The following is a 22,009-nucleotide window of genomic DNA, read 5'->3' as shown; positions in this document are numbered from 1 at the left end:
TCCTCAGACTTTTCGCGTTCTGACGGGGATAAGCACCTGCGTGATGACCAGCAGGATCGCTGCGGTGATCGGGATCGACACCAGAGCACCGAGCACGGCCTCGCCGATGAGCGCCCCGATGATGAGGGGTGACTCCTCAAGCACGTTCGCATGGCTCACGGTGCCACTCTCGGGCTCAGGACGTGCGGCCGCGTCACCCTTTCAGGGCGATATACCGCGGCGTCAGATCAGTCCGAGATCCTGGGCGCGCGCGACGGCGGAGTTGCGGTTGGGAACCGCCAGCTTTCGGTAGATGTGAGCCATGTGGGTCTTGATCGTGTTGGGCGACACGTAGCAGCGGGCCGCGAGCTCGATGTTGGTCATCCGGGTCGGCAGGTACGCGAGGATCTCGAGTTCGCGATCCGTGAGCTGCTCGGCCAGCTCGGGCGAGGATGAGCGGGCGCGACGGAGCAGGCTCGCCCGTTCCAGCACGGTGGCGCGGAACGGCGTCGGGGTGCCGGGGAGGTCGGAGATCAGACGCGTGACTTCGGGGCCCGCGCGCACGAAAGCGGCGACCAGATCGTGCTGCGAGGCCAGGTCGAGGGCCCGGTGCATGGCGTCCGCGCCCGCGCCCGCGCCGCGCTCGCGGGCATCGAGCCACGAGCGGAGGATGAGCTGCTCCACGCCGGCGCGAGGCACCGACTCAGACGGCTCCGGGGAGACAGCATCGAGGTGGGCGCGAGCGAGGTCGGGACGGTTGCGGGTGAGTGCGGCGGCGGTCGCCTCGAACACCAGAGGCGACCAGCGTCCTGCCGACGGATGACGCAATCCACCGTTCGACGCATGCGCGAGGCGCAGCGTGCGAGCCTCCTCGGCCTCGAGCGCCGCCGCGACGATCGGCGGCGGCGTCGACGGAAGCGGATCGACCGGGTCGACGACGTCTCCCTCGCTGAGAACCCTCGTGAGGTGCGCGATCCACATGAGCTGAGTGCGGTGGTTCGCGGCGGCGCGGAGTGCGCCCTCATGCAGGGGTGTGGCGGCGGCGGACGGGGTGCCCCGCTCGATCGCTGCGAGCGCCGCGGCCAGGAAGGCGTCTGCCGGTGACGGATGTGCGAGCAGGCGGGTCGCGGCTGCGAGGTCCAGTGCCTCCTGCGAGATCGCCGCGGCAAGACGCAGCCGTCCGGCCCACGCCTCCAGCAGCGCGAGAGAGCCGAGGAGATGGATGCGGTACAGGCTGTACTGGGCCCCTGGCTCGGCCAGCGCCTCGTCGAATCGTCGTCGCGCAGCGCCGAGATCACCGGCGAGGAAGAGCGCGCGGCCCGCCGAGGTCAGCGAACTCGCGCGCAGCAGGTGCGGGTGCGTGAGACCCAGCAGCTCTGGCGGGTGCAGATCCGGATTCTCGCCGAGCAGCGTCACCGCTGATTCGGCAGCCTGCAGGGCGACGCGGGGATCAGGCCGGAACTGCACCCGCGCGGCGAGATACGTGTGGATGATCGCCGATCGGCCCGGTGTGAGGGTCGGCCGATCGGCCTGTTCGCGGAGCACGTCCTCGGCTCGGGCCGCATCCCCGTTCATCATCATCAGCATCCCGCGCAGGATCTCGACGTCAGGACGGGGCGCACGGAACTCTCCCGGCAGCGCATCCAGCCACCGGCTGACCGACACGGTGTCGTTGCGTTCGAGCATCTCGCGGCCGCATCCGGAGATGACGGTCGCCGCACGCTCCCACGAGCCGGCTTCGAGAAGGTAGTCGATGGCCGACGATGCGTCGCCCCGTGCGATATGCCAGTCGGCCGCGGCCGTGAGGATCTCGGTCGCCGCTCCGGGGTGCTCGGCCTTCAAGCGATAGCGCAGGAGCTCTCGGAACATCGGGTGGAAGCGGAACCACTCCCGATTCTGATCGAGGGCGACGAGGAACATCGACTCTCTCTCGAGCTCCTCGAAGAGCGACGTCGCGTCGTCGACGGAGAGGATCGACTCGACGAGTTCTGCGGACATCCGGTCGAGGACCGACAGGCGCAGCAGCAGTGATCGGCGCTCGGGAGGCTGTTGGGCCAGAGCCTGTTCGCTCAGATACTCGGAGATGAGGCGATCGGTGCCGCGCAGCTCCCTCGCGAACTGCTCCGGATCGGCTTCGCTGCGCAGACCGAGACCGGTCAGCACCACGCCGGCGGCCCACCCCTCGGTGCGCTCCATGACTGCTGAGAGAGTGCGGGGGCTGACGGGAGCGCCGATGATCCGTTCGAGCAGCGTCGCGCTCGCGGCCTCATCGAGCGCAAGGTCGCTCTGTCGCAGCTCGATCAGCGAGTGGCTCAGCCGGTGACGCCCCCAGCCGAGGCCGTAGTCGATGCGTGACGAGAAGATGAAGTGGGTGTGCTCGGGAACGTTGTCGGCGAGCCACCAGAGGTCTGGCAGCAGCGGCGATCCGGCGAGGTGCTGCAGGTCGTCGAGCACGAGCACGACCGGGGGATGCTCGCGGAAGACTCCGACGAGAGACTCGAGGACGGGGCGCCCGAAGGCTCGCGCGGTGACTGCGTGCGGTCGTCCGAGATCCGTCGTCCCATGGCCGGGAGGCAGCACCGCGCTCAGGAGATGGTCGAGGAGACGGCGCGGATCGCTGTCCGCCTGCTCCAGCCCGATCCAGATGACACGCACGTCGGGGTGCGATGCCGCCCACTGCGACAGCAGCACCGTCTTGCCGGAGCCGGCCGGGGCGACGACGACGCTGAGGGGCGCGTTCAGCGTCGCGTCGAGTCGGCTACGCAATCGTGGTCGCTCGACGGCGTGGGCCGGCGGGGGAGGTATGGCTGTCATCGGCGATTCCGCTGTCAGTACGGCAGGGCGCGGTCGCATCATCCACAGCCGGTTCAGATCATCCGCAGAGGATGAGGACGGCCGTGATCCGCGCGTGCATCATGGGACGATCGCGCTCGCGCCGATGTTGCTCGTGCTCCAGAGAGGCTGCCGTCATGACCCGGGTCTTCGAAGTGCTCGTCCGAGGACGGATGAGCCCGCAGCTCGCACAGGCGCTGGACGGCTTCACGGTGCAGGCCCGACCAGGCGGACTCACGAGCATCCTCGGACCGGTCGATGATCAGCCGCGTCTGCTGGGCCTTCTCGGGGCTTTCGACGACCTCCACATCGAGGTCATCTCGGTGAATCCCGTCCCCGCGGTGCAGGACGGGTCACCCAGGCAGGGTGACGCGGGCGCATCCGCACGTGGCTAGCTTCGGAGCTGGTACTCACCACCTCCGACCGAAAGGCATCGCGCATGTCCATCTGGGATCTCGTGGCCTGGTTCTTCTGGGCCTTCGTCTTCATCTCGTACCTCATGGTCGTCTTCACGATCATCGGCGACATCTTCCGAGACAGCTCTCTCAACGGGTGGCTGAAGGCGGTGTGGATCATCTTCCTCGTCTTCCTCCCGTTCCTGACATCACTCGTGTATCTCATCGCCCGCGGGCAGGGGATGGCGCAGCGGCGCGGCGAGCAGATCGCCGAACTGCAAGCGGCCCAGACCGCCTACATCCGGGAGACCGCAGGCTCTTCGCCGGCGGACGACATCACGAAGGCGCGGGGTCTGCTCGACTCGGGCGTGATCACCCAGGCCGAGTTCGAGACGCTCAAGGCGAAGGCGCTCGCGTCCTAGCCGATCCGGGGAGCGGCCGACGGGCGGAGGACGTCCGTCGACCACCTGGACGGGCGAGCCTCGTCACCCGAGAAGTGTGATGACCCCGTCGAGAGTCCGAGGCAAGCTGGAGGCCGACGAAGGGCGGGAGGCCGGGCATGACCGAACTGACCATAGGCACGATGACGGATGATGCGGGAACGTCTGTGCAGCTGGACGCACGCCGCTTCAACCGACATACGTTCTGGTGCGGCCAGAGCGGCAGCGGCAAGACATACGCGCTCGGCGTCGTGCTCGAGCAGCTCCTGCTGCACACCGAACTGCCGATGCTCATCCTCGATCCGAATGCCGACTTCGTGAGGCTGGCGGAGACGAGAGCAGGCGCTTCGACCGAGCATGCGGCCGCCATCGCGCAGACCGACATCCGCGTGTTCCGATCGGGTCACGGAGAGGGAGACAAGCTGCACGCCCGATACATCGATCTGTCTCCGGCAGCCAAGGCCGCGGTTCTGCAGATCGCCCCGATCGCCGATGCCGAGGAGTACAACGTCCTGCTCCACTGGCCCGTCAGCACCACGGACTTCGACGCCGACGACATGCTGAGACAGTTCCGCGCGACAGGAGACCCGGCGCATATCCGGCTCGCGAATCGCATGGAGAACCTGCAGGTGCTCGAGTGGGACCTCTGGTCCAGAGGAGCCGGATCCGTCGTCGATGTGATCGCTGAAAGGCCGAGGGCCACCGTCCTCGACCTCGGGGGATTCGACCACCCTGCGGAGCCGAAGGTGGCGGCGCTCGCCGTGCTCGAGGCGCTGTGGATGCAGCGAGAGAGCCGTCGGCCGCTCCTCATCGTGATCGACGAGGCGCACAACCTCTGCTCACCCGAGCCGCGCACCGCCGTCGAGAAGGCTGTCACCGAGAGGCTCGTTCAGATCGCGGCCGAGGGACGCAAGTTCGGCCTCTGGCTCCTCCTGTCGACGCAGCGCCCGACCAAGATCCACCCCAACGTGCTCTCGCAGTGCGACAACCTCGGCCTCATGCGCGTGAACGCCCCGCGGGACATCGCCGAACTGGCGGACGTGTTCGGCTTCGTCGGGGAGGACGACATCCGCCGGGCCCAGGGATTCGCTCAGGGACAGGCGCTGTTCGCCGGTGGGTTCATCGCGCAGCCGACGTTCGCGCAGATGGGGGAGCGGCTGACCGAGGAGGCCGGAGCAGACGTGCGAGTACCGCTGCGCTCGTGACCGAGTGATCCGCGGTTCAGCGCCAGATGACCGCGATGCCTGCGTTGAGCGCCGTCAGGATGCCGACGAGCCAGAACATCGCGACGGGCACGGATCCGGACTTGCGCTGCTTCGAGGTGCCGATGCCGAGGAGCGCACCGATCACGAGGAGCACGACGAGCTTCGTGCCGATCTTGGCGAAGTTCATCTCGACGCCCTCGGGGAGACCCCACGGTGCTGCGAGTGCGAGCCCCGCGACCGCGGCGATCGTCATGCCGATGCTCATCAGACGGGTGAACTCGCGCTTGCCGCCGAAGGCCTGCACCGCCCAGGCGCCGAAGAGCACGGCGAAGCCGATCAGGTGGACGAACAGAACGACATGACGCAGAGTCTCCATACCCTCACGCTAGGAGCACGCGAGGTGCTCGCGCCAGCAAGGGCAGGCTGACCTCTCAGCCCCGCAGTGCGCGCACGAGGAGCGCGGTGCGCAGCGCGGCATCCGCAGCCTCCGCGCCCTTGTCCTCCTTCGAGCCCTCGAGACCGGCGCGGTCGAGGCCCTGCTTCTCGTCGTCGAGCGTCAGCACGCCGAAGCCGACGGGCCTGCCCGCATCGAGCGAGACGCGGGTCAGTCCGTCGGTCGTCGCGGCCGAGACGTACTCGAAGTGCGGGGTTCCGCCGCGGATGATCACGCCGAGGGCGACGACGGCGTCCGCCCCGCCCGCGAACGCGGCCTGCGCGGCGAGAGCGAGCTCGAACGAACCCGGCACGCGCACGAGCCGGTATGCGGCGTCGGCCTCGTCGAGGACGCGCTGCGCACCGGCGATCAGGCCGTCGGTGATCACGTCATGCCACGTGCCGGCCACGATGACGACCTTCAGTCCGCGTCCGTCGATCTTCTCGGTCTTGGGTGCTCCTGCGCCGCTCATGCGTCGTCCTTCCGTCCGTCGGCAAGAGCCTCTGCGAGCTCCGCCTCTCCGATGATGTGACCCATCCGGTCACGCTTGGTCTCGAGGTACTGGTGGTTGTTGGGTCCGACGCCGACGATCAGCGGCACCTGCTCGACGACATCCAGCCCGAGGCCGCGCAGCTGGTTCACCTTGTCGGTGTTGTTCGTCAGCAGGCGCACCTTCGACACACCGAGGTCGGCGAGGATTCCCGCCGCAGCCGCATAGTCGCGGGCGTCGGCCGGGAGCCCCAGCGCGAGGTTCGCGTCGACCGTGTCGAGGCCCTCCTCCTGCAGGCTGTACGCGCGGAGCTTGTTGATCAGGCCGATGCCCCGGCCCTCATGGCCCCGCATGTAGATGACGACGCCGCCGTCCTGCTCGATCGCGTCGAGAGCGGCGTCGAGCTGGGGGCCGCACTCGCACTTGAGCGACCCGAACGCCTCGCCCGTCAGGCACTCCGAGTGCACTCGCACGAGAGCGGTCTCGCTCAGCTCGCCCGACACGACGGCGATGTGATCGGTGCCGGTCACCCTGTCTTTGTACGCCAGGAAGCGGAACGTGCCGTGCGTGGTGGGCACGGTCGCATCCGCGCGCAGGCTCACGCGCCTGCTGGCTCGTTCGGGAGACCAGCCGGTGGGGTCGGTCTCGTTGAGATGCGCGATGAGCTGCTCGATCGTGATGACCGGCACGCCGTCGCGCGCACCCAGCTCGATGAGCCCGGGAAGCCGCATCATGCTGCCGTCCTCGGCGACGACCTCGGCGATCGCGCCGACCGGGCGCAGACCCGCGAGCTTCATCAGGTCGACAGCGGCCTCGGTGTGACCGCTGCGCTCGCGCACGCCGCCGTCGACCGCGCGGAGAGGAAGCACATGTCCGGGGCGGATGATGCTCGTCGCGGTCGACTCGGGGTTCGCCAGGACGTTCAGCGTGTGGGCGCGGTCGTGAGCGCTGATGCCGGTGGTCACGCCCTCTGCCGCGTCGACGCTCACCGTGTAGGCGGTCGAGCGTGCGTCCTCGGATGCCGCGACCATCGGCTGCAGGTTGAGGTTGTCGGCGAGGTCGGCGGGCATCGGCGCGCAGATGAAGCCGGATGACCAGCGAACCGTCCAGGCGACCCATTCGGGCGTGGCGAGCTCGGCCGAGAGGATGACGTCGCCCTCGTTCTCGCGGTTCTCGTCGTCTGCGACGAGGACCGGTCGCCCGGCGCGGAGGGCCTCGAGGGCCTCGGGGATGGTGGAAAGGCTCATCGCGAGCCTCCTTCCGGTGCTGCCCTGAACGCCAGCAGACGTTCGACGTGCCGGGCGAGGATGTCGGTCTCGAGGTTCACGCGGTCGCCGACCGCACGCGAGCCGAGGGTGGTGGCGGCGAGAGTCTCGGGAATGAGCGAGATCTCGAACCAGTGGACATCGACGTCGACGGGGCTGACCGCGCTCACCGTGAGCGAGGTGCCGTCGACCGAGATGGAGCCCTTGTCGACGACGAGCGGCGCGAGGTCGTCTGGCAGCGAGATGCGCAGCACGCTCCACTGCTCGCCGGGGCGCACCTCGAGCACGCTGCCGACACCGTCGACGTGACCCTGCACGATGTGACCGCCGAGGCGGGCGCCGACCGGCATCGCCTTCTCGATGTTCACGCGAGTGCCGACGGTCGCTCCGCCGAGGGCGGCGACGTCGAGGGTCTGCTTCATCACATCGGCGTCGAACGTGTCGGCTGTCGAATCGACGACCGTGAGGCAGACGCCGGAGACCGCAATGGATTCGCCGTGCACGGCGTCGGACACAGCTCTGGGGGCCCTGACCGTCAGACGCCACCCGTCTCCGGCGGGCGCGATCGCGGTGATCTCGCCGATCTCCTCGATGATTCCGGTGAACATCAGGCGGCTCCTTCTTCAGTGGTGAGCACGGGGTGTGCGACGGCGAGCAGGTCTGCACCGAGGGGCAGCCACTCCTCGATCGTCAGGCGTCGGGCGGCGTCGATGGTGTCGACGCCGATGTCGGTGAGCGCCAGTCGATCGCCGCCGAGCAGCACGGGAGCGACGTAGGCGAGCACGCGGTCGGCGAGTCCGGCTGCGATGAACGCGCTCGCCAGGGTCGGACCCCCTTCGACGAACACGCTCTGGACGCCGCGTGAATGCAGGTCGGCGAGCACGGCGCTCAGGTTGTGCGTGTCGAAGAAGAGAGGTGTCTTCGGGTGCCGACGGATCGACGCGTCGTCGGGGGTCGAGCGCGAGCCGATCACGACCGGGATCGGCTGCCGGTCGTAGAGCAGGTCGCCGTCGCGGGCCGTCAGCGAGGGGTCGTCAGAGAGCACGGTGCCGGTTCCGACGACGATCGCATCCGCAGCGGCTCGACGTCGATGAACGTCGGCCCTGGCCTGCGGTCCTGTGATCCACTGGCTGCTGCCGTCGGATGCCGCAGCCCGACCGTCGAGGGACTGGGCCCACTTCACCGTGACGTGCGGGCGCCCCAGACGCTGAGCGGTGAGCCAGTCCCCGATGATCGCGTGCGCGGCATCGGCCTGTTCGCCCGAGTCGACGCTCACCCCCGCGGCGCGGAGACGCTCGCCGCCGCCGCCCGAGACCTCGCCCGGGTCGTCGAGTGCGTAGACGACGCGCGAGACGCCCGCGTCGATGAGCGCGACGGCGCACGGGCCGGTTCGCCCGGTGTGGTTGCAGGGTTCGAGGGTGACGACAGCGGTCGCGCCGTCGGCCGCGCCGGGTGCGAGCTTCGAGAGCGCATCGACCTCGGCGTGCGGCGTGCCGGCACCGTGGTGCCAGCCTTCGGCGATGATCTCGCCCTCGGGGGAGAGGATGACGGCGCCGACCTGAGGGTTCACGCCTCGTGGGCCGAGCGTCGCGAGCTCGAGCGCGCGGGTCATCGCCCGCCGTTCCGCCTCGTTCACTGCCATCCGTGGTCCTCTCTGAGGCTCCGGGGATTCTCCTCGGGAGGAGACGTCGGCAGAACGCGCGCGCAGCGGCGCACCGTGCTGCCTCCCTTCCGGACTAGCGAGGCTGGGCCTCGCACCACCGTCGGTCCCGGAATTCCACCGGATCGGCATCTCGGAGAACCGAGACGCTCGCGGACTGTCACCGCCGGTTCGGATTCTCACCGACCCCGGAGCACGTTGATGCTCTGAGTGTACTCAACACATCCGACTGCGTTTCATTCCGCGTCGAAGTGCTACTTGAGCAGCCGCGACAGGCGGCGATCGGCGAGCGGCTTGCCCCCGGTCTGGCAGGTCGGGCAGTACTCCATCGAGCGGTCGGCGAAGAAGACGCTGCGCACGGTGTCGCCGCACACCGGACACGCCTCGCCGCGACGAGCGTGCACCTGCATCCCACGGCGCTTCGCGTCTTTGAGGTCAGCCGGCGGCTTGCCGGAGGCCTCGGCCACGGCATCCGTCAGCGTCGTCCGCATGGCGGCGTACAGCCGATCGATCTCGTCGCCGCTCAGCGTGGCGGCGATCGCGTACGGCGACATGCGCGCGGCGTGCAGGATCTCGTCGGAGTAGGCGTTGCCGATCCCGGCGATCAAGCTCTGGTCGCGCAGCAGCCCTTTGATCTGCGTCCGCCGGCCGTCGAGCAGCCCGGCGAATACATCACGCGTGAAGGTCTCCTCGAGTGGATCCGGGCCGAGGCGGGCGATGCCGGGCACCTCTTCCGGGTCGCGCACGACATAGACGGCGAGCGACTTCTTCGTGCCCGCCTCGGTGAGGTCGAAGCCGCTCTCGTCGTCGAGGCCCACCCGCACGGCGATGGGTGACTTGCCGGGCTTGATGAGCGTCGTCGGCAGTGTCTCGTACCACCGCAGCCAGCCTGCCTTGGCGAGATGGAACACGAGGTGCAGGTCGTCGCCGCACGAGAGCACGATGAACTTGCCTCGGCGAGATGCTGCGGTGATCTCTGCCCCGTGCAGAGCCGTGTTGGGCGGGTCGTAGGTCTTCAGAGCAGCGATCGCGCCCACGCTCGTCCGGACGATCGTGCGCCCCACCGTGCGTTCGGCGAGAAAGGCGGTCAGGCCCTGGACCTCCGGCATCTCAGGCATGCGCTCATCCTGCCACCGACGTCGGACACGCGGCTAGGGCGCTTCCTCAGAGGATCGACCAGTCCACCGGGGTGCGATCGTCGGTCGCGAGGAGCCCGCCGAACCATCCGTCATCACGCCCGCGGTCGCTCGTGAGCGCTTGTCGCCCCAGACCCTCATACCGGAACCCGAGGGCGCGGGCGGCTCGGGCCGACGGGACGTTGCCCGCGACCGCACGCCAGCCGAGGCGGGCGAGGCCGAGCTCGTCGAACGCCCAGTCGACGACGGCGCGCGCAGCCTCGACGAGGTAGCCGTTGCCGCGGGCGGATGCCGTGACCCAGTAGCCGATCTCGGCGTCCCCGCCGGTCGAGTGCTCGACGATGCGGTGCAGTCCGATCGAGGCCACCAGCTCGTCGTCGCGATAGGCGCACCAGATCGCCTGACTGCCATCGGCCCACCACTCGCCGATCAGGCGGACGTACCCTTCGCCGTGCTCGCGCGTGTACGGGCTCGGCACGGTGGTCCATCGAGGGATCTCCGGATCCTGACAGGCCGCGGTGATCGCGTCGATGTCGGAGTCGTCCGGCACGTGCAGGACGAGGCGCTCGGTGGTGAGAGTGACCGGTTCCATCCCGGCATCCTACGGGTCTCGCCGCGCGGGTCCGGGACGATCCCGATGCCGGTGTCTGCGGCCGCGGCTAGGCTTGTCCGGTGACTGTGCCGGGGATTCTGCGCGCCTTGGAAGAGGCATCTCTTTTTCGTGACGCCCTGACGTGGGCCCAGACCGATGCCGATCTCGGTCTGGTCGACGGACTCGACGCTCCGGCGCTCGCGGGTCTGCTCGAGAAGCGCCGGGCAGCGGGGCATCCCGCCGCGCTCCTGACCGTCGTCCCGACGGGCAGGCGGGCCGAGAGTCTCGCTGCCGCGCTCACCGCGTACATCCCCGATGCCGAGGTCGTGACCTTCCCCGCGTGGGAGACGCTGCCGCACGAGCGACTCAGCCCCAGCACCGACACGGTGGGTCAGAGACTGCAGACCCTGCGTCGCATCGCGGAATGGTCGGGCGATCACCCCCTCGTCGTCGTTGCCTCCGTGCGAGCCGCCCTTCAGCCGATCGCGGGCAACCTCGGTGAGATCGCGCCTCTCGAGCTGCGCACCGCGAGCCGCGGTCACGAACTCGACCACGTCGTCGAGCAGCTGGTCGAGCGCGCCTATTCGCGCGTCGACATGGTGTCGCGCCGAGGCGAGTTCGCCGTCCGAGGCGGCATCCTCGATGTGTTCCCCCCGATCTCGGAGCATCCGTTCCGCGTCGAGTTCTTCGGCGACGAGATCGACCAGATCCGCTCGTTCTCCGTCGCTGATCAGCGCTCGCTCCCGGGCGACGTCGACGGCGTCGATCTGCCGCCGAGCCGCGAGCTGCTGCTGACTCCTGACGTTCGCGATCGCGCGCGAGCGCTGATCGGCGGGTTCCCGGCGATCGCGGGGATGCTCGAGAAGATGGCCGAGGGAATCCCGGTCGAGGGCATGGAGTCTCTTCTTCCGGCGGTCTCCGGTCCGCTGAAATCGCTCGCGGAATACCTGCCCGAGGGCGTCGCGACGGCCGTCGTCGACCCCGAGCGGTCGAGCGCCCGTGCGATCACACTGGGCGAGACCAACCGCGAGTTCCTCGACGCGGCCTGGAGTGCGGCGACCTCCGGCGCGTCGGCTCCCATCGATCTCGGTGCCGGTGACTTCCTCACCATCGCCCGGCTGCGCGAGGTCGTCCGCGATCGCGGCGGCGTCTGGTGGCGACTGAGCCCGTTCTCGATGGGCGGCGAGGACGCCGAGACCATCGACGCCTCGGTCATCCCGTCGTTCCACGGCAACGTCGACGGTGCGATCTCGTTCGTCGAGGCGAAGGTCGCAGACGGCTGGCGGGTCGTCGTGATCGCCGCCGGAGCGGGCCTCGTCGACCGTGCCCGCGACGTGCTGTCCGACCGAGGGATCGCCGCCCGCATCGTGTCCGAGCTGACCGACGCGCCCGACACCGGCGTCGCGACTCTCGTCACCGGCTCGGTCGAAGCCGGATTCCAGATCCCCGAGGCCAAGCTCGCCGTCCTCACCGACAACGAGTTCTACGGGCGCACGATCGGCGGAGACCAGCGCGTCGTCAAGAAGCTCGCGTCGCGTCGCAAGAACGTCGTCGATCCGCTGCAGCTCAAGCAGGGCGACTACGTCGTGCACAACACGCACGGCATCGGCCGATTCGTCGAGATGACGCAGCGCGAGGTGTCGACCGGCGGGCGCAACGCGACGAAGTCCGTGCGCGACTATCTCGTGCTCGAGTACGCCCCGTCGAAGCGCGGTTATCCCGGCGACAAGCTCTACGTGCCCACCGATCAGCTCGACCTGCTCTCGAAGTACGTCGGCGGCGAGGGGCCGACCCTGTCGAAGATGGGCGGCAGCGACTGGTCGCAGGCGAAGGGCAAGGCTCGCAAGGCCGTGCGCGACATCGCCGTCGAGCTGGTCAAGCTGTATTCGGCGCGGATGAGCGCGAAGGGTCACGCGTTCGGCCCGGACACGCCCTGGCAGCGCGAGCTCGAAGAGGCGTTCCCGTTCGCCGAGACCCTCGATCAGCTGCAGACCATCGATGAGATCAAGGCCGACATGGAGCGGCCGATCCCGATGGACAGGCTGCTGTCGGGCGACGTCGGCTTCGGCAAGACCGAGGTCGCCGTGCGCGCGGCGTTCAAGGCGATCCAGGACGGCAAGCAGGTCGCGATGCTCGTGCCGACGACGTTGCTCGTCAAGCAGCATCTCGAGACGTTCACCGAGCGCTTCGCCGGATTCCCCGTCAAGGTGCGTCCGCTGTCGCGCTTCCAGACCGACAAGGAGGCGCGTCTCACTCTCGACGGCCTGCTCGACGGCACCGTCGACATGGTGATCGGCACCCACCGCATCCTCACCGATCAGGTCATGTTCAAAGACCTCGGCCTGATGATCATCGACGAGGAGCAGCGCTTCGGCGTCGAGCACAAGGACACCCTCAAGAAGATGAAGACGAATGTCGACATCCTCGCGATGAGCGCGACGCCCATCCCGCGCACGCTCGAGATGGCGGTCACGGGCATCCGCGAGATGTCGACGCTTGCGACGCCGCCGGAGGACCGGCATCCGATCCTCTCGTTCGTCGGACCCCGCAGCGACAAGCAGATGGCGGCGGCGATCCGTCGAGAGATCCTGCGCGAGGGCCAGGTGTTCTTCGTGCACAACCGCGTGCAGTCGATCCAGCGCGTCGCTGCCCAGCTCGCCGAGCTCGTGCCCGAGGCGCGCATCGCCGTGGCGCACGGTCAGATGGGCGAGCACGCGCTCGAGCAGGTCGTCGACGACTTCTGGGAGCGCAAGTTCGACGTGCTCGTCTCGACCACGATCATCGAGACGGGTCTCGACATCGCGAACGCGAACACGATCATCATCGACAGGGCCGACAAGTACGGGCTCAGCCAGCTGCACCAGCTGCGCGGACGTGTCGGTCGAGGTCGCGAGCGCGCCTATGCGTACTTCCTCTACGACGAGATGAAGCCTCTCAGCGAGACGGCGGCCGACCGCCTCCAGACGATCGCCGTCAACAACGACCTGGGGTCGGGAATGCAGGTCGCGCTCAAAGACCTCGAACTGCGAGGCGCCGGCAACCTGCTCGGCGGTGAACAGGCCGGACACATCGCCGGGGTCGGATTCGACCTCTACCTCCGGATGATCGGCGAGGCCGTCGCGACGTTCCGTGGCGAAGACGTCGAGTCGGGCCAGGAGCTGCGCCTCGAGCTGCCGTTGGACGCGCGCATCCCCGAGTACTACATCGACAGCGAACGACTTCGTCTCGAGGCATACCAGAAGCTGTCAGCGGCGTCGACGGCGACGGCGAAGGACGACGCGATCGATCTCGTCATCGACGAGCTCACCGACCGCTACGGCACCCCTCCCGACGAGGTCACGGGCCTGATCGCGGTCTCCCGCCTTCGCCGTCGTGCAGCCAGAGCCGGACTCTCCGACGTCGTGGTCATGGGCTCGAACCTGCGCATCGCGCCGGCTCGACTCGAGGACTCGATCAAAGTGCGCCTGCAGCGGCTGTACCCCAAGGCGAAGCTGGTCGGCGGGGGCGAGGCGCTCGTCGTGCCGATGCCGACAGTGCCCGCCGCCGTGGGAGTGGGACTCGAACCGCTGCAGGCGGCCGAGCTGCTCGACTGGGTCGACCAGCTCTTCACAGCGATCTTCCCCGAGCCGGCGAAGGTCGAGTGACGGGAACCGGCTACAGCGAGAATCCGCCGTCGGTGGTCAGCACCTGACCGACCACCCACGAGCCGGCGTCCGTGCACAGCCAGCCGATCAGGCGGGCAGGGTCGTCGGGGCGACCGACACGGCCGAACGGCGTGCCCGCGATCCAGTCCTCGACGCCCGACAGATCGCGATCCGTGGTGTCGGCATCGAGGTAGCCCGTGTTCACCGGACCCGGATTGACGGTGTTCAGCACGATCCCGACATCGAGCAGCTCGGCCGCAGTCGAACGGGTGATCCCCGCGAGCGCGGCCTTGCTCGTCGCGTACGAGATCTCGCCGCGCATCGCCCCGTGCCCCTGACCCGAGGTCATCCAGACGACGTGAGCGGTCGGCTTCTCGAAGGGGCCGAGCGACGGGATGCTGTCGCCGGGGCGACCGACCGGAGTCTCTGCACCGCCGAGTTCTCGGCGTACTCGATTCGCCAGCCCGGCTGTGAGCAGCAGCGAGGCGCGGGTGTTGGCCTGCCAGTGCGCGTCGAGTCGGTCGGCGGTCATGTCGAAGATCGTGCCGTCGCCGCCGCTCATCGCCTGGTTGCAGATGACGATGTCGAGCCGACCCGAGAGCGCTGACGCCGCGTCGAGCAGAGGGTCGATGCTGGCCGGGTCGCGGAGATCCGCCTGGGCGTCGCCCATCACGGCCCCGGATGCGAGGGAGTCGTGGATGCCGGCGCGAACCGCGTCCAGGTTGTCCCCGCCCCACGGGTGGTCGAGATCATGGGGGCGGAAGTGGTGGAAGAACACGTTCGCGCCGAGGGACGCGAGCGTCGTCGCGGTCGCGAATCCGATGCCGCGTCTGCGGGAGACGCCGGTCACCAGAGCAGTGCGTCCGAACAGGGGAAGGTCGTGGGAGTGCATGGCGATGCGCCTTTCGATCGATGGAGCCCCGGGCACGCCGAACGGCGGTCGGAGGCGGGGGAGGGATCGAGTCAGCTGCACTTCATGGGCGTCAGCGTAGCAGGAGGCTCGGTCAGCCTTCTCGACACGTATGCGGCGGCGCTACGCTGGCGTCATGTTGTACGAGCACCTCGGGGCTCGGCCCCGGATCCATGACACCGCCGTCGTCGCTCCCACCGCCGTGATCTCCGGAGACGTGACCATCGGCCCTGACTGCCAGGTGCTCCATGGCGCCGTGATCACCGCAGAAGGAGGGCCGATCACGATCGGCGAGCACGTGATCGTGATGGAGAACGCGCTCATCAGAGCCACGGCCGCGAACGCCGTGCACATCGGTGCGCACACCCTCGTGGGAACGCTCGCGAGCATCGCCGGCGCGACCGTGGGCGAAGAGGTCTTCTTCGCGTCCGGGGCACGGATCTTCAACGGTGCGCTGGTCGGGGATCGATGCGAGGTGCGGGTGAACGCCATCGTGCACCGACGAGCGGTGCTCCCGGCCGGAACGGTCGTGCCGATCGGCTGGGTCGCGGTCGGAGATCCCGTGCAGCTCCTGTCTCCCGACAGGGAGGAGGAGATCTCCGCCGCGCAACCCGAACTCGACTTCCCCGGGCACGTCTTCGGCGTGGATCGCGACACCCCCGACCTCATGGTGCAGCTCACCGAGCGCTACGGCAGCTCGCTGGCCCGGCACGCCGACGATGTGCGTCTCGACGCCGACGGTCGCGCGGCGGGTCGCGGGTGAGTGACGGCGCGGGGCTCGTCCGACCGGACATCAGCACGGACGACGCCGCGCTGATCGCTCGCGAATGCTACGGAGTCGAGGCGGTGGCGACCGAGCTCGGCAGCAATCAGGACCGCAATTTCGTGCTGGTCGAGCCGGACGGCTCGCGCAGCGTGCTGCGCGTCGACAACCCCGTCTTCGGTGACGACGCGAGAGCCGCGCAGCATGCGGCGCTCGACGCCTATCGCGCGGCCGGCGTGCGGGTTCCCGCGGTGCTCCCCGGACTCGACGGTCAGCTCACGCAGCGCTGGCGGGGATTCGCGGTGCGCCGCAGTGAGTTCGCCGCGGGTGAGCCGATGGTCGATGCGGGGTATCTGGCTCCCGTGGTCCTCGCCGAGTTCGGCGCGCTGGCGGCGGCATCCGTGAACGCGCTCGCGGGTCTCGCGCATCCAGGGCTCGAGCGCGACCAGATGTGGGACATGCGCGTCGCCTATGCCCAGATCAGCGCGCTCGCCCCGGCGGTGACGGAGGCCGAGCTGCGCTCCCGCGTGCGCACGGCCGCGGAGGACGCGCACAAGGCACTGTCGATCGTGGCCGCTGCGTTGCCGGTGCAGCCGATCCACGGCGACCTCACCGACGACAACGTCACCGGGACGCGCGGTGACGATTCCCGGCTGCACCCGCACACCGTCCTCGACCTGGGCGATCTGGGGCTCGGCTGGCGGGTCGCCGAACTGGCCGTATGCGTCTCGTCGATGCTGCACCACGAGCCGGAGCGCCCGCTCCGTGCCCTCGATACCGTGGCCGCGTTCCATGCCGACGCGCCGCTCAGCCGTGACGAAGCGCTCGCCGTGTGGCCACTGGTCGTGCTGCGAGCGGCTCTGCTCGTCGCCAGCGGGTGGAGACAGCTCGCGATCGACGGAGACAACGACTATGCCCGCGAGCGGATCGCCGGCGAGCAGGCGATCTTCGACGCCGCGACGGCGGTTCCGCTCGCCGAGGCGACCGAGCTGGTCCTCGCTCGGCTCGGGTTCGAGTCGCCGGAGTTCGAGGCGCCGACGCCGACCGCCTCGCACACGGCGGTGCCGGAGCCGGAGACCCGGGAGCCCGAGGCGCAAGAGCCCGAGGCGCAAGAGCCCGAGGCAGCAGTGGCGGAGGCTCCCGAGCCCGAGAAGACCGAGCCCGGGACTCCTGAGCCCGAGACTCCTGAGCCCGGCCGTTCGCCACTCGACGCTGCTGACGATGAGCGCCCCGAGCTGTCGACCCTTCTTCCGGAGCTCGACGGTCGCGTCGTCGTGGTCGACCCCGGTGTCGAGGCCGAGGGGCTGGGCGCAGGCCGGTGGGCGCATCCCGACGCCGAGGCGCTCCTCGTCGCCGAGGCCCACGCGCGGGGTGCGCGAGCTGCCGTCGTGCCCTACGGCGTGTTCCGGCTCACCCGCACGGCGGTCGACACCGCGAGCGCTGCGGCCACCTGGCCGATCGAGACCGAAGTGCACGTCGCCCCTGGGCCGTCGTCGCGGATGATCGCGCCGGCAGAGGGCGAGCTCAAGACCACAGAGGGTGGGGTGCGCATCGCGCTCGACACCGGGTGGGTGCTCGAGCTCCGGGGCGCCGACCTCGAGCCGAACCGCAGCGGCCGAGTCGAACGGGGCGAGAGCATCGGCAGGCTCGCGGCATCGTTCGAGAACAGGACGATCATCATCGGTCTCAGCCGAGCCGATGCTCCGCCACTTCCGGCGCCGCGGCCCGATACGTCAGTCACCGCGCATCTCGTGGCACCCGATCGCGTCGCGGCGTGGTGCCGCTTCACCGCCGACCCGGCTGCGTTGCTCGGGCTTCCCTCCCACGCGCAGCACGACGAGGCCGCCCAGGAGCTCGAGCGCAGGGAGCGCATCTTCGCGAGCGCTCAGGAGCGCTACTACGAGCATCCGCCGCAGATCGAACGCGGCTGGCGGCACCATCTCGTCGACACGACCGGTCGCAGCTATGTCGACATGGTGAACAACGTCGCGGGACTCGGCCATGGTCATCCCGGAGTCGCGGCGGCCGCGAACCGGCAGCTGAAGACGCTCGCCACCAACTCGCGGTTCCTGTTCCGCGATCTCGCCGAGTACAGCGAGAGGCTGATCGCGCTGATGCCCGAGGGGAGCGATCTCGATACGGTGCTGCTGGTGAACAGCGGCTCGGAGGCGGTCGATCTCGGCATCCGTCTGGCGCAGGCGGCCACCGGACGACGCACGGTGGTGGCGCTCCGAGAGGCCTACCACGGGTGGACGATGGCAAGCGACGCGGTCACGACCAGCGCCTACGACAACCCGCATGCTCTCGAGACGCGGCCCGACTGGGTGCACGTCGCCGACGTGCCCAACCCGTTCCGCGGCACCTACCGCGGAGACGACACGGCCGGCCGCTACCTCGCCGATCTCGCCGCAGACCTCGACGGTCTCGTCGCGGACGGCCGAGAGCCCGCAGCCTTCCTGTGCGAGTCCGTGCTCGGAAACGCCGGGGGAGTGCTCCTGCCCGACGGCTACCTGGCAGGCGCCTACGAACTCGTGCGCGCGCGGGGTGGCCTCTGCATCGCCGACGAGGTGCAGGTGGGCTTCGGTCGCATGGGATCGACCTTCTGGGGGTTCGAGCAGTCCGGAGTGGTCCCCGACATCGTCACGATCGCCAAGCCGATGGGCAACGGCTTCCCCATCGGGGGCGTGATCACATCGAAGCGGATCGCCGACGCGCTCAGCAGCCAGGGGCAGTTCTTCTCCTCAGCGGGTGGCAGCACCCTCAGCAGCAGCGTCGGCCTCGCCGTGCTCGACGCCATGGTCGAGGACGATCTGCAGCGCAACGCCCTCGAGGTCGGTGGACATCTGGCAGACGCTCTTCGTGCGCTCGCGGAGCGGCATCCGCTGATCGGTCCCGTGCACGGCCAGGGGCTCTATCTCGGCGTCGAGCTGGTGCGCGATCGCGAGACGATGGAGCCGGCGGATGCCGAGGCCGCAGCGATCTGCGAGCGGATGCGGGAGTTGGGCGTGATCGTGCTCACGACCTCCGAGCGATCGAACGTGCTGAAGATCAAGCCTCCGCTCTGTCTGACGATCGAGAGCGCCGACCACGTGGTCGCGATGCTGGATCGAGTGCTCACCGACGGGTGGTGATCGGAGGCCGGATCTTCGAATCGAGTCGGTTCGCGGCATGTTAAATGCGTATTTCGAATCAGATCTGCTCTTCCGCTGAGGAATATCCCGGGTACATACTGAGCGTCAGCGTCGGATCGCCCGAAGTCCGACCCATGCGCTGTTCCCGAAGGAGTACTCATGGCCACGCCCATCAAGACGAAGCCGCTCGCGCAGGGCGGCGGAAGACTGCGACGCAACCTCGGTCTCTGGGCGATCGTCGGTCTCGGTCTCGGCTACATGACGCCGACCGTCGTCTTCGACACCTTCGGCATGGTGGCTCGCGACACCGACAACGTCGTTCCCGCCGCCTACCTCGTCGCCCTCGTCGTGATGGTCTTCACGGCGATCAGCTACGGCAAGATCTCCCGTGCCATCCCGAGCGCCGGTTCCGCCTACACCTACGTGCGCGAGTCGATCCATCCGAACCTCGGCTTCATGGTCGGCTGGACCTCGCTCATCGACTACGTGCTTCTCCCGATGGTCAACTGCCTCATCATCCGCAGCTACCTCGAGGCGCTGTTCCCCGACATCCCCGGCTGGATCTGGGTGGTGCTCTACTGCATCCTCGTCACGAGCATCATCTACATGACCATGCGCGGCACCTCGAACATGAACATGATCCTGCTCGTGTTCTCGATCGTCGTGATGGTCGTGTTCGTCGTCATGGTCGTCGCCCAGCTGATGCGTGGTGAGGGTGCGGGGACGATCGCGTCGGCAGCTCCGTTCATCCACGACGGGGCGACGATGAGCGCGGTGCTCATGGGCGCCACGATCGTCTGCTTCTCGTTCATCGGCTTCGACGCCGTGACGATGTACGCCGAGGAGGCGAAGGACCCGAAGATCATGCCGAAGGCGATCCTGCTCACGGTGCTGCTCGGCGGAGCGATCTTCCTCGTGGCCGCGTACGTGACGCAGCTGCGGTTCCCGGACTGGAACGAGTTCGCTCCCGGTGGCGACATGCAGTACGTCGAGGACTCGACCCTGCCGATCATCGGCAACCTCGTCGGCGGCAACGTGCTCATGGCCGTGCTGACGGCTGCGGGCTTCTGCGCGACCCTGGCGTCCGGGCTCGCCTCGCACGCATCGGTGTCGCGCATGCTCCTCGTGATGGGACGCAACAACGTGCTGCCGCAGAAGGCCTTCGGCTACATCAACCCCCGCACGCACACGCCGACCTTCAACATCGTGCTGGTCGGCGCCATCTCACTGCTCGCCATCCCCTTCACGCTCGAGCTGATCGCGGCGTGGATCAACTACGGCGCGCTGATCGCGTTCACCTTCGTGAACATCTCGGTGATCGCCTGGTTCGCGATCCGCAAGGGTCGGCGTCACACGCCGCGCGACATCTTCTCCTACATCGTGATGCCGGGAATCGGCATGCTGCTCACCGGACTGCTGTGGGCGAACCTGCACGCGGACGCCCTGACCGGTGGTCTGATATGGACGGCGCTCGGGCTGATCTACCTCGCTGTGATCACGAGGGGCTTCCGCAAGAAGGTCGTCGCGTTCGACGAGAACCAGGCGGTGACCGGATTCAACAAGGTCGTGAAGGTGCCGGTCGACGAGAGCTGACGACGCGGGATGCAGAAGAGCCGCCACCCGTGAGGGAGGCGGCTCTTCACCTGTGTGCGGGACGCGAGTGGGCTCAGATCACGCCCTGCGCGAGCATCGCGCCGGCGACGCGCTCGAAGCCGGCGATGTTCGCCCCGGCCACGTAATCGCCCGCGACGTCGTAACGCTCTGCGGCGTCGAACGCGGCGCTGTGGATGTCGGCCATGATCTCGCGCAGCTTGTTCTCGCTGGCGTCGAAGCTCCACCGCTGACGCGAGGCGTTCTGACTCATCTCGAGTGCGGAGGTCGCCACGCCTCCGGCGTTCGCGGCCTTGCCGGGCGCGAAGAGCACGCCGGCGCCCTGGAACGCCTCGACGGCGGCGGGGACGCAGGGCATGTTCGCGCCCTCCGAGACGGCGCGCACGCCGTTGGCGATGAGCGCCTCGGCAGCGTCGAGGTCGAGCTCGTTCTGCGTGGCAGAGGGCACGGCGATGTCGACGGGAACCTCCCAGACGCTGCCGCCCTCGACGAAGCGCGCGCCGGGGCGACGGTTCGCGTACTCGACGATGCGGGCGCGCTCGACCTCCTTGATCTGGCGCAGCAGGTCGACGTCGATCCCGGCGTCGTCGACGACGTATCCGGAGGAGTCGGATGCGGTGACAGCGGTCGCGCCGAGCTGCGATGCCTTCTGGATCGCGTAGATCGCGACGTTGCCCGAGCCTGAGACGCCGACGCGCTTGCCGTCGAGCGAGTCGTTGTGGACTCCGAGCATCTCCTGCGCGAAGAACACGGCGCCATAGCCCGTGGCCTCGGTGCGCACCTCGGCGCCACCCCAGCCGGTGCCCTTGCCGGTGAACATGCCCGACTCATGACGGTTGGTGATCTTGCGGTACTGCCCGAAGAGATACCCGATCTCGCGGCCGCCGACGCCGATGTCACCCGCGGGGACGTCGGTGTGCTCGCCGAGGTGGCGGTAGAGCTCGTTCATGAACGACTGGCAGAAGCGCATGATCTCGCCATCCGATCGGCCGTGCGGGTCGAAGTCGGAGCCGCCCTTGCCGCCGCCGATGCCCTGACCGGTCAGCGCGTTCTTGAAGATCTGCTCGAAGCCGAGGAACTTGATGATCGACAGGTTCACCGAGGGGTGGAAGCGCAGTCCGCCCTTGTACGGGCCGAGAACCGAGGAGAACTGGATGCGGTAGCCGCGGTTGACCTGCAGGCGACCGGCGTCGTCGACCCAGGGCACCCGGAACAGGATCTGCCGCTCCGGCTCGACCAGGCGGTCGAGGATGCCGCCGTCGACGAACTGCGGGTTGCGTGCCAGCACAGGGGCGATCGAGTTCAGCACCTCGTGCACGGCCTGCTGGAATTCGGGCTCGTGCGGGCTGCGGACGAGCACCGTGTCGAACACGGGCTGCACGGACTCTGCGAGCGGGTGGAAGTCGGCGGATGGCGAAGAGGTCACGCGAAAGAGCTTTCTGATCGGGGGATGGTGCTGCGTGCGATCGTGTCGCGTGAGGGTACGCCGGATCGGGCGGAGTTTTCACTCTAGCGGGCACGCC

At 68.7% G+C, this 22,009-nt stretch carries 18 protein-coding genes and 1 riboswitch; of the genes, 7 read left to right on the top strand and 11 right to left on the bottom strand.

Annotated features, from left to right (window positions below; all coding sequences use genetic code 11):
* Positions 1–3: 3 nt before the first annotated feature.
* Positions 4–159, bottom strand: coding sequence for a hypothetical protein (locus RU09_RS18635; protein WP_156145964.1), 156 nt, complete (start codon positions 157–159; stop codon positions 4–6).
* Positions 160–222: 63 nt separating this feature from the next.
* Positions 223–2,745, bottom strand: a complete 2,523-nt coding sequence (locus RU09_RS17510; RefSeq protein ID WP_052493022.1) for a LuxR C-terminal-related transcriptional regulator — start codon at positions 2,743–2,745, stop codon at positions 223–225.
* Positions 2,746–2,948: 203 nt separating this feature from the next.
* Between RU09_RS17510 and RU09_RS17505 the strand changes: the two genes are divergently transcribed.
* The 3 genes from RU09_RS17505 to RU09_RS17495 all read left to right on the top strand — a co-directional run bounded on the left by RU09_RS17505 (position 2,949) and on the right by RU09_RS17495 (position 4,851).
* Positions 2,949–3,206 (top strand): hypothetical protein, encoded by a 258-nt coding sequence (locus RU09_RS17505; RefSeq protein WP_042542095.1) that lies wholly within the window; start codon positions 2,949–2,951, stop codon positions 3,204–3,206.
* A gap of 44 nt (positions 3,207–3,250) precedes the next feature.
* Positions 3,251–3,628: an SHOCT domain-containing protein gene (locus RU09_RS17500; protein WP_042542094.1), complete on the top strand. Its 378-nt coding sequence runs from the start codon at positions 3,251–3,253 to the stop codon at positions 3,626–3,628.
* A gap of 137 nt (positions 3,629–3,765) precedes the next feature.
* Entirely contained in the window at positions 3,766–4,851 is a 1,086-nt protein-coding gene (locus RU09_RS17495) for an ATP-binding protein (protein WP_042542093.1), read from the top strand.
* Positions 4,852–4,867: 16 nt separating this feature from the next.
* Here RU09_RS17495 and RU09_RS17490 read toward each other — a convergent pair whose 3' ends face one another.
* The 7 genes from RU09_RS17490 to RU09_RS17460 form a co-directional block, all read right to left on the bottom strand.
* Complete coding sequence (locus RU09_RS17490) at positions 4,868–5,227, bottom strand: hypothetical protein (RefSeq protein ID WP_042542092.1); 360 nt, start codon at positions 5,225–5,227, stop codon at positions 4,868–4,870.
* A 55-nt stretch (positions 5,228–5,282) separates the two neighbouring features.
* The gene (gene ribH, locus RU09_RS17485) at positions 5,283–5,756 is read right to left on the bottom strand and encodes a 6,7-dimethyl-8-ribityllumazine synthase (protein ID WP_042542091.1); all 474 of its coding nucleotides are present in this window, start codon (positions 5,754–5,756) and stop codon (positions 5,283–5,285) included.
* Positions 5,753–7,021, bottom strand: coding sequence for a bifunctional 3,4-dihydroxy-2-butanone-4-phosphate synthase/GTP cyclohydrolase II (locus tag RU09_RS17480; RefSeq protein ID WP_042542090.1), 1,269 nt, complete (start codon positions 7,019–7,021; stop codon positions 5,753–5,755). Before RU09_RS17480 ends, ribH begins: the two co-directional genes overlap by 4 nt.
* Positions 7,018–7,647 (bottom strand): riboflavin synthase, encoded by a 630-nt coding sequence (locus RU09_RS17475; RefSeq protein WP_042542089.1) that lies wholly within the window; start codon positions 7,645–7,647, stop codon positions 7,018–7,020. The genes RU09_RS17480 and RU09_RS17475 overlap by 4 nt, the downstream gene beginning before the upstream one ends.
* Positions 7,647–8,681: a bifunctional diaminohydroxyphosphoribosylaminopyrimidine deaminase/5-amino-6-(5-phosphoribosylamino)uracil reductase RibD gene (ribD, locus tag RU09_RS17470; protein WP_042542088.1), complete on the bottom strand. Its 1,035-nt coding sequence runs from the start codon at positions 8,679–8,681 to the stop codon at positions 7,647–7,649. The genes RU09_RS17475 and ribD overlap by 1 nt, the downstream gene beginning before the upstream one ends.
* 72 nt (positions 8,682–8,753) lie before the next feature.
* Positions 8,754–8,899: riboswitch (FMN riboswitch) on the bottom strand.
* A 54-nt stretch (positions 8,900–8,953) separates the two neighbouring features.
* Positions 8,954–9,817, bottom strand: a complete 864-nt coding sequence (locus RU09_RS17465; RefSeq protein ID WP_042542087.1) for an Fpg/Nei family DNA glycosylase — start codon at positions 9,815–9,817, stop codon at positions 8,954–8,956.
* Between the two features lie 46 nt (positions 9,818–9,863).
* Positions 9,864–10,427 carry a GNAT family N-acetyltransferase gene (locus tag RU09_RS17460; RefSeq protein ID WP_042542086.1) on the bottom strand — a complete coding sequence of 188 codons (564 nt, stop codon included), beginning with the start codon at positions 10,425–10,427 and terminating at the stop codon, positions 9,864–9,866.
* 80 nt (positions 10,428–10,507) lie between these two features.
* On the opposite strand from RU09_RS17460, the gene mfd reads away from it, so the two are divergent.
* Positions 10,508–14,071: a transcription-repair coupling factor gene (mfd, locus tag RU09_RS17455; RefSeq protein WP_042542085.1), complete on the top strand. Its 3,564-nt coding sequence runs from the start codon at positions 10,508–10,510 to the stop codon at positions 14,069–14,071.
* Between the two features lie 10 nt (positions 14,072–14,081).
* Here mfd and RU09_RS17450 read toward each other — a convergent pair whose 3' ends face one another.
* Positions 14,082–14,963 (bottom strand): SDR family oxidoreductase, encoded by an 882-nt coding sequence (locus tag RU09_RS17450; protein WP_042542084.1) that lies wholly within the window; start codon positions 14,961–14,963, stop codon positions 14,082–14,084.
* Between the two features lie 154 nt (positions 14,964–15,117).
* Between RU09_RS17450 and RU09_RS17445 the strand changes: the two genes are divergently transcribed.
* From RU09_RS17445 to RU09_RS17435, 3 genes are all read left to right on the top strand, one after another.
* Entirely contained in the window at positions 15,118–15,744 is a 627-nt protein-coding gene (locus RU09_RS17445; RefSeq protein WP_042542210.1) for a gamma carbonic anhydrase family protein, read from the top strand.
* Positions 15,741–18,875, top strand: a complete 3,135-nt coding sequence (locus RU09_RS17440; protein WP_042542083.1) for an aminotransferase class III-fold pyridoxal phosphate-dependent enzyme — start codon at positions 15,741–15,743, stop codon at positions 18,873–18,875. Before RU09_RS17445 ends, RU09_RS17440 begins: the two co-directional genes overlap by 4 nt.
* Before the next feature lie 159 nt (positions 18,876–19,034).
* Positions 19,035–20,468 carry an APC family permease gene (locus RU09_RS17435; protein ID WP_079112487.1) on the top strand — a complete coding sequence of 478 codons (1,434 nt, stop codon included), beginning with the start codon at positions 19,035–19,037 and terminating at the stop codon, positions 20,466–20,468.
* Between the two features lie 73 nt (positions 20,469–20,541).
* Here the strand turns inward: RU09_RS17435 and gdhA are convergent, their stop codons facing one another.
* Positions 20,542–21,912 (bottom strand): NADP-specific glutamate dehydrogenase, encoded by a 1,371-nt coding sequence (gene gdhA, locus RU09_RS17430; protein ID WP_042542082.1) that lies wholly within the window; start codon positions 21,910–21,912, stop codon positions 20,542–20,544.
* Positions 21,913–22,009 lie beyond the last annotated feature (97 nt).

It is taken from the genome of Microbacterium sp. MEJ108Y, from assembly GCF_000834175.1.
In the GTDB taxonomy this organism is placed as follows: Bacteria; Actinomycetota; Actinomycetes; order Actinomycetales; family Microbacteriaceae; genus Microbacterium; species Microbacterium forte.
Note: the sequence above shows the minus strand (reverse complement) of the source record. Positions and strands in the feature narration are given on the sequence as shown.